The following is a 6,563-nucleotide window of genomic DNA, read 5'->3' on the forward strand; positions in this document are numbered from 1 at the left end:
ACGCTTCTACCAACTGGCCGGGTGCCCGGGATCTTCCCGGCACCCGGCCGGCGTCACCGCGGGGTTCAGCGCCCTCCGGCGACCAGCAGCGGTGCCCCGCCGGAAGCCGGAGCCCCCCGGAGCCCGGCCCGCGGGGACGCCGGCACGGTCGGTAGCAGGCCGCGCCGCGCCAGCTCGGGCGTCACGCCCTCACCGAACCAGTACGCCTCCTCCAGGTGCGGATAGCCGGAGAGCACGAAGTGCTCCACCCCCAGCGCGTGGTACTCCTCGATCCGGTCCGCGACCTCCGCATGGCTGCCCACCAGTGCGGTCCCGGCCCCGCCGCGCACCAGGCCGACGCCCGCCCAGAGGTTCGGCGCGATCTCCAGCTCGTCCCGCGAACCGCCGTGCAGCGCCAGCATCCGCTGCTGTCCCACCGACTCGCTCCGACCCAGCGCCTGCTGCGCCGCCGCGATGGTCTCCGCGTCCAGGTCACCCAGCAGCCGGTCGGCGGTGGCCCACGCCTCGGCCGAGGAGTCGCGCGAAATGGTGTGCAGCCGGATGCCGAACCGGACCGTGCGCCCCTGCTCCTCGGCCAGGCCGCGGATCCAGCCGATCTTCTCCTTCACGGCGGCCGGCGGCTCTCCCCAGGTCAGGTAGACGTCGGCATGGGCGGCGGCCACCGGACCGGCGGCCGCCGAGGACCCGCCGAAGAAGATCTCCGGCAGCGGGTCCGGCGGCAGGGCGGTGAGCCCGCCCTCCACCTGGTAGTGCTCGCCGTCGAAGTCGTACGGCTGCCCGCTCCAGGCACCCCGCACCACCGACAGGAACTCCGCGGTCCGCGCGTATCGCCGGTCGTGGTCCAGGTGGTCCCCGAACCGCCGCTGTTCGGTCGAATCGCCCCCGGTCACCACGTTGAGCAGCAGCCGCCCCCGGGTGATGCGCTGATAGGTGGCGGCCATCTGGGCGGCCAGCACCGGTGAGATGACCCCCGGCCGGAACGCCACCAGGAACTTCAGCCGCTCGGTGTGCTGGGCGAGCGCGACCGTGGTCAGCCAGGCGTCCTCGCACCACGTACCGGTGGGCGTCAACACGGCCTCGAAGCCCAGCTGTTCGGCCGCCTTGGCGATCTGCGCCAGATACTCGACGTCCGGTGCGCGCACCCCGCTCACCGGGGTGATCCGGTCGCGCCTGATCCCGCCGTCGGTGTACGCGTGCCGGTCCACGAGCGTCCGGCCGTCGCCCCCGGTGGGCAGGAACCAGTGCAGATGTACGTTCACGACGAAGCCTTTCCGTACGAGCGGGGCGCGGTGGTGGAGGCGGGAAGGTTCCGGTTGAAGCGGGTGTCGACGTAGTCCTTGAAGTCGAACTTCCGGGGAATCAGCTTGAGTTCGGCGAAGGTGTCGGCGATCTCCTGCTCGGAGGCGATGGCGGCGTCGTCGATGGCCACCGGGACCCGGGTGCCGTAGCTGCGCTTCACGGCGTCCAGCGCCACCTCGTAGGGCAGCCCGGTCTCCTTCGCCCACACCTTCGCCCACTCCTCCGGGTGCTCGAAGACCCAGTTCTGCGCCCGCTCCAGCCGGACGAGCAGATCGCCGATGGCCTTCGACTTCTGCTCGTCCTTGAGCGAGGCGGGCGAAGCGACCTGGAAACCGAGGCCGTTGACCACGCCCTCGCCCGTCGTCAGTACGCGGGCGTTCCCCGACCGCAGGATCTGCGAGGTGTACGGGTCCCAGATCGCCCAGGCGTCCACCTTGCCCCGGCTGAACGCGGCCAGCGCGTCGGCGGGCTGGAGGTAGTTGAGCTTCACGTCCTTGAGGGAGAGGCCGGCCTTCTCGAGCGAGGCCACCAGCTGGAAGTGGGCAGAGCTGCCCTGCGCCACGGCGACGGACTTCCCCTTGAGCTGTTCGGGCGTCTTGAGGGGCGAGTCCTCGGGGACGACGATGGCCTCGCCGGCCGACGAGCCGTGGTTGGCGCCCACGACGGTGATGTTGGAGTCCGACCCGGCGGCGAAGACGGGCGGGGTGTTGCCCACCCCTCCGATGTCCACGGCCCCGGCGCTCACGCCTTCCAGCAGCGGCGGACCGGAGGTGAAGGTGGACCAGGTGATGCGGTAGTCCAGGTCGTCGAGCTCACCGGAAGCCCGCAGAATGGCCTCGTAACCACCTTTCTGGTCACCGACGTTGAGCGTGATGCCGCCCTTGCCGTCGGTGCTGGCGCCCGCCCCCGTGGACGAAGCGCCGCCACCGCAGGCGGCGAGGAGCAGGGCGAGCGGAAGGAGCAGGGCGGGCAGGGTGTGGCGTTTCATGGTGGTTCTCCGTGATGCTGGGAAAGGGTGGGGGAGGGGCGGGAGGTCACGCGTCCGAGTGCGCGGCGGCAATCACTTCCTGTCGCTGGTCGGCCCGGGTGTGCGCGCCGGCGTCCTCGACGCCCAGCTCGCTCAGCAGCCGCGAGCGCAGATCGGCGAAGCCGGGGGCGCCGATGCCGCGCGGGCGGTCCAGACCGACGGGCGTGTCGTACGCGATCCGGCCGTCCCGCATCACCAGCACCCGGTCCGCCAGCAGCAGGGCCTCGTCCACGTCATGGGTGACCAGCAGGACCGCGCAGCCGCGCCGCTGCCAGAGCTCCGCCACCAGCTGCTGCGCCTTGATCCGGGTCAGGGCGTCCAGCGCGCCGAAGGGCTCGTCGAGCAGGAGCAGATCGGGCTCCCGTACCAACGCCCGTGCCAGGGAGGCGCGTTGAGCCTCGCCGCCGGAGAGCGTCTTGGGCCAGGCGCCCGCCCGGTCGGTCAGTCCCACCTCGGCCAACGCCTTCTCGGCGAGCGCCCGTTCGGGTTTCCCGGGCAGCCCCAGCAGGACATTGCGCCAGACCCGCTTCCAGGGCATCAGCCGCGGCGCCTGGAAGGCCACGGCGCGACGCCGGGGCACCAGGACCGTGCCCGCCATCTCCCGGTCGAGCCCCGCCAGCACCCGTAGCAAGGTCGACTTGCCACAGCCGCTGCGCCCCAGCAGGGCGGTGAACTCCCCTGCCCTGAGGGTGAGATCGAGCTGATCGATCACGGCGCGACCGTCGAAGGCCCGGGTGAGACCTTCGACCCGTACGGCGGCTTCGAGCTCCCCGGCGGGGGAGGGGGCCGGGGTGGTCACTGGCCGGTGAAGGTCGGTCGCCATTGCAGCAGCAGCCTTTCGAGGGTCCGGACGATGACGTCGGCGGTGAGGCCGAGGAAGGCGTACACGACGAGGCAGACGACGATCACGTCGGTGCGGAAGAACTCCCGGGCCTGGTTCATCAGGAACCCGATCCCGGCGTCGGCGTTGATGGACTCGCCGAAGACGAGCGCCAGCCAGGCGGTGGCGAGCGAGTAGCGCAGCCCGGTCATGGCCCCGGGCAACGCCCCCGGCAGCACCACATGGCGTACGAGCCCCCACCGGTTCAGCCCCAACGACTCCCCGGCCTCGATCAGTTGCGCGTCCACTCCCCGAATCCCCGCATACACATTCAGATACAGGTGAAAGGCGACCCCGAGCGCGATGAGCGCCACCTTCGGCGCCTCGCCGATCCCGAGCCAGATGATGAACAGCGGGATCAGCCCCACCCAGGGGACGGTGCGCAACATCTGCACGGTCGCGTCGACGAGGTCCTCACCGAGCCGCGAGAGCCCCGAGACGAGCGCGAGCGCCGTCCCCACGACCCCGCCGAGCACCAGCCCCACGGCCACCCGCTGGAGCGACACGCCCATGGCGGCCGGCAGCGTCCCGTCGGCGATCAGATCGGCCCCGGCACGGGCGATGGTCCCCGGCGAGGCGAGCACATCCGGGTGCAGGACCCCCGTGGCACTGAACACCTGCCACAGGGCCAGCAGGAGCAACGGCCCGATGGTGCGCCGCAGCCAACGGGGCACGGACCGCAGCCGCGCCCGACGCGCGGACGCCGGAACGATCGGCTCCAGATCAGGAGGCGTACGGCTGCCGCCGACGCCCGGGGACTTCTCCAGGGCGGCGGACAGGTCGGGCGGTGCGTGGCTGATGGTCATGGGGGCTCCACGGGAGTCGTACGGAGGGGGGCATCAGGGAGGCTGACAGGGCTCGGCGCACCGCCCGGACCCACGACGACGGCCGTGCCGGGACCGACGAGCGGGGCACACGGCGTCGCGGGACCGGAACACGGGTATACGGGAGAACCCGGGAACCCTGGGGATCCCGGGGTTCCCAGGGCCACCGGAGACCCGGCCAGGTCAAAAGATCAACAGGTCGGAGACGCAGGCCTGGCCGTCGGCAGGTCGAGACAGCCCATCAGGGTGCGCGACGGGGAGGAACAGCCGACGGGACGGAGCGGGCGGGAACGACCCGGTCGGAGACGGCCCGGAGCGCGCTGAGAGAACGTCAGCAGCCGCGACGACACGCGGCGGACGCCACCCGCAGCAGGTCGATGTGACCGCGCGAGGTGAGCAGAGCTGATCGGAACATGGCGATGAACGTAGTCATCCGGTCAGGACACGGTCAATGGCGTCTCGGACCGTGGACGTGTGATCTCGCCCTCCGGAAGAGAAGATGGAGGCATGTCCGATTCCTTCACCACCACCGTCCTGAACATCACCACCGGTACGACCGAGCGCGTCATGGACCTGACCCGGGAGTGCGAGGACTTCCTCGCCCGGGTGGCAGCAGGCCGCGACGGGCTGCTGAACATCTTCGTCCCGCACGCCACCGCGGGCATCGCCGTCCTGGAGACGGGCGCGGGCAGCGACGACGACCTCCTGGCAACCCTCCACCACCTGCTCCCGGCGGACGACCGCTGGCAACACCGCCACGGCAGCCCGGGCCACGGCCGCGACCACGTACTCCCCGCCCTCGTCCCACCCCACGCCACGCTGCCGGTGATCGGGGGAGCGCTGGAGCTGGGGACGTGGCAGTCGGTGTGCCTGGTCGACACGAACAGGGACAATGCCAACCGTCAGGTGCGGCTGAGCTTCCTCGGCTAGCGGGACGGTAAAGGGGAACTCCGGCGTAGCGTGAACGTCTGCCGCGTGGAAGGTCCACGCGTGCGGCCGGTCCGTGCGGGGGATGCCGGTGGCGAGCGACGGGATGACGATGAGCGAACTGACGAAGCCCGGGATCGAGGTTCCGGAGGGTGACGCGCCCACCGAGCTGACGATCCGGGACCTCGCGGCGGGGGACGGACCCGAGGCCCAGCCGGGCAGGGTCGTCCAGGTCCACTACGTAGGCGCCACGTTCGCCTCCGGAAGAGAGTTCGACTCCTCCTGGGAGCAGGGACGGCCGTTCAAGTTCGCCGTGGGCGGGGGCAAGGTCATCAAGGGCTGGGACCGGGGGGTGAGGGGGATGAGGGCCGGCGGCCGGCGCGAGATCATCGTTCCCCCACGTCTCGGTTACGGCAAGCAGTCACCCTCTCCGCTGATCCCGGCGGGCTCGACGCTGATCTTCGTCGTGGACCTGCTCACGGTCGTGGGCGGACCCCCCGGAGCGAAGCCCGCCTCGACCGGCTCGGCCTGAATGTGGTGCGCCCGAGGAGTGGGCGCTCACCGTGCCCGGTACGGCCGTGCACCCTGAGGAACTCCCCTACGAAGGATGGGAGCTCCCCCCGAACACCGGCTGCGGAGCGCCCTCGCCGCGGTCTTCGGCGCGGACGGCTTGATACCTGAGTGCCGTGTGTGGTCGTTGGGGCGACCGCTCGAAACCCGTACGTCGTATCGCGTCGAACCCTGTGCGCCCTCGTAGGGGGCGCACGCCCAGCGCACAGAAGCTCAGCGTGCTCTGCGCGCGCCGAGAGGCTGAGAAGTGTCGGGTGAAAGTGCTTCCGGGGTTTTGCGGCCCATAACTGGACATATTTGTGCAGGAGGCCGTCGGGGTGGCTCAATGTCGGTGGTCGGCGATGCGGATGGCATATGCCGAAGACATTTGATCATTCCACTCAAATGAACTTCCGTAAGCGAGATGGGCTGGTTTGCCTTCCAGTCGCCGCTGGTCCTCTAATGTGACCGGCGCGAGCGGCCGAAGTTTGGGTACTAGTCACTTCGCGCCGGGTGTCCCAGTTACTTGCCGGTACATCTGTCGGCGCCGCGCGTGATCGGTATCGTGCCGAGGTGGCTGGATTTCGACGCCACGCACGGAAAATGCTGAATCGGTGTGTCTGGAATCATTCGCCGAGTATGCTGAGAAGGTAGTGCGAAAAGAGTGGGGGAGTCATGACTAATCCTTTCGACGACGAGTCGGAGCAGTTCGTGGCGCTGGTGAACGACGAGGGGCAGTACTCGCTGTGGCCTGCGCGTATCGATATCCCGGGTGGCTGGCGTGCCGTCTGTCCGGAGGGATCGCGCCAGGAATGTCTTGACGTGATCGAAGCGGCCTGGCGCGACATGCGCCCCGCCAGCCTGGTGGGGGCGATGGAGGCTGACGCCGGCTAGGCCGGTCTCCCGCCGTCGCGGCTTCGCTCACGCTCGACGGCTTCCCGAGGCCCTGTCTCATCCGATCTCTCATTCAATCAAAATCGATCAGGCGTGATCGTGGATCGGTCAGATTTCGACGGGCCGTGATCATTCTCCGTTCATCTGTCATTCATAAGTCGCT

8 protein-coding genes are annotated in these 6,563 nt (G+C 69.9%); 3 read left to right on the top strand and 5 right to left on the bottom strand.

Annotated features, from left to right (window positions below; genetic code table 11):
• Nucleotides 1-65: 65 nt before the first annotated feature.
• The 5 genes from ACIQAK_RS20340 to ACIQAK_RS20360 form a co-directional block, all read right to left on the bottom strand.
• Nucleotides 66-1,259, bottom strand: a complete 1,194-nt coding sequence (locus ACIQAK_RS20340) for an LLM class flavin-dependent oxidoreductase (protein ID WP_366390234.1) — start codon at nt 1,257-1,259, stop codon at nt 66-68.
• Nucleotides 1,256-2,287: an ABC transporter substrate-binding protein gene (locus tag ACIQAK_RS20345; protein ID WP_366390233.1), complete on the bottom strand. Its 1,032-nt coding sequence runs from the start codon at nt 2,285-2,287 to the stop codon at nt 1,256-1,258. Before ACIQAK_RS20345 ends, ACIQAK_RS20340 begins: the two co-directional genes overlap by 4 nt.
• A gap of 46 nt (nt 2,288-2,333) precedes the next feature.
• On the bottom strand, nt 2,334-3,149 hold the full coding sequence (locus ACIQAK_RS20350; protein WP_366390232.1) for an ABC transporter ATP-binding protein: 816 nt from the start codon (nt 3,147-3,149) through the stop codon (nt 2,334-2,336).
• Nucleotides 3,122-4,012 (bottom strand): ABC transporter permease, encoded by an 891-nt coding sequence (locus ACIQAK_RS20355; RefSeq protein WP_366390231.1) that lies wholly within the window; start codon nt 4,010-4,012, stop codon nt 3,122-3,124. Before ACIQAK_RS20355 ends, ACIQAK_RS20350 begins: the two co-directional genes overlap by 28 nt.
• 349 nt (nt 4,013-4,361) lie before the next feature.
• On the bottom strand, nt 4,362-4,463 hold the full coding sequence (locus tag ACIQAK_RS20360; RefSeq protein ID WP_356899727.1) for a putative leader peptide: 102 nt from the start codon (nt 4,461-4,463) through the stop codon (nt 4,362-4,364).
• Between the two features lie 74 nt (nt 4,464-4,537).
• Between ACIQAK_RS20360 and ACIQAK_RS20365 the strand changes: the two genes are divergently transcribed.
• From ACIQAK_RS20365 to ACIQAK_RS20375, 3 genes are all read left to right on the top strand, one after another.
• Complete coding sequence (locus ACIQAK_RS20365; RefSeq protein ID WP_366390230.1) at nt 4,538-4,960, top strand: YjbQ family protein; 423 nt, start codon at nt 4,538-4,540, stop codon at nt 4,958-4,960.
• A gap of 109 nt (nt 4,961-5,069) precedes the next feature.
• On the top strand, nt 5,070-5,489 hold the full coding sequence (locus ACIQAK_RS20370) for an FKBP-type peptidyl-prolyl cis-trans isomerase (protein WP_366390229.1): 420 nt from the start codon (nt 5,070-5,072) through the stop codon (nt 5,487-5,489).
• Between the two features lie 692 nt (nt 5,490-6,181).
• Complete coding sequence (locus tag ACIQAK_RS20375; RefSeq protein WP_366390228.1) at nt 6,182-6,400, top strand: MbtH family protein; 219 nt, start codon at nt 6,182-6,184, stop codon at nt 6,398-6,400.
• The last annotated feature ends 163 nt before the right edge of the window (nt 6,401-6,563 follow it).

Origin of the sequence: Streptomyces sp. NPDC088706, assembly GCF_044752765.1 — a bacterium.
Classification (GTDB): Bacteria; Actinomycetota; Actinomycetes; order Streptomycetales; family Streptomycetaceae; genus Streptomyces.

Coding starts and splice junctions, on each gene's coding strand:
- ACIQAK_RS20370 (WP_366390229.1), top strand. CDS start 5,070: ATGAGCGAACTGACGAAGCCCGGGATCGAGGTTCCGGAGGGTGACGCG.
- ACIQAK_RS20345 (WP_366390233.1), bottom strand. CDS start 2,287: ATGAAACGCCACACCCTGCCCGCCCTGCTCCTTCCGCTCGCCCTGCTC.
- ACIQAK_RS20355 (WP_366390231.1), bottom strand. CDS start 4,012: ATGACCATCAGCCACGCACCGCCCGACCTGTCCGCCGCCCTGGAGAAG.
- ACIQAK_RS20350 (WP_366390232.1), bottom strand. CDS start 3,149: ATGGCGACCGACCTTCACCGGCCAGTGACCACCCCGGCCCCCTCCCCC.
- ACIQAK_RS20365 (WP_366390230.1), top strand. CDS start 4,538: ATGTCCGATTCCTTCACCACCACCGTCCTGAACATCACCACCGGTACG.
- ACIQAK_RS20375 (WP_366390228.1), top strand. CDS start 6,182: ATGACTAATCCTTTCGACGACGAGTCGGAGCAGTTCGTGGCGCTGGTG.
- ACIQAK_RS20360 (WP_356899727.1), bottom strand. CDS start 4,463: ATGACTACGTTCATCGCCATGTTCCGATCAGCTCTGCTCACCTCGCGC.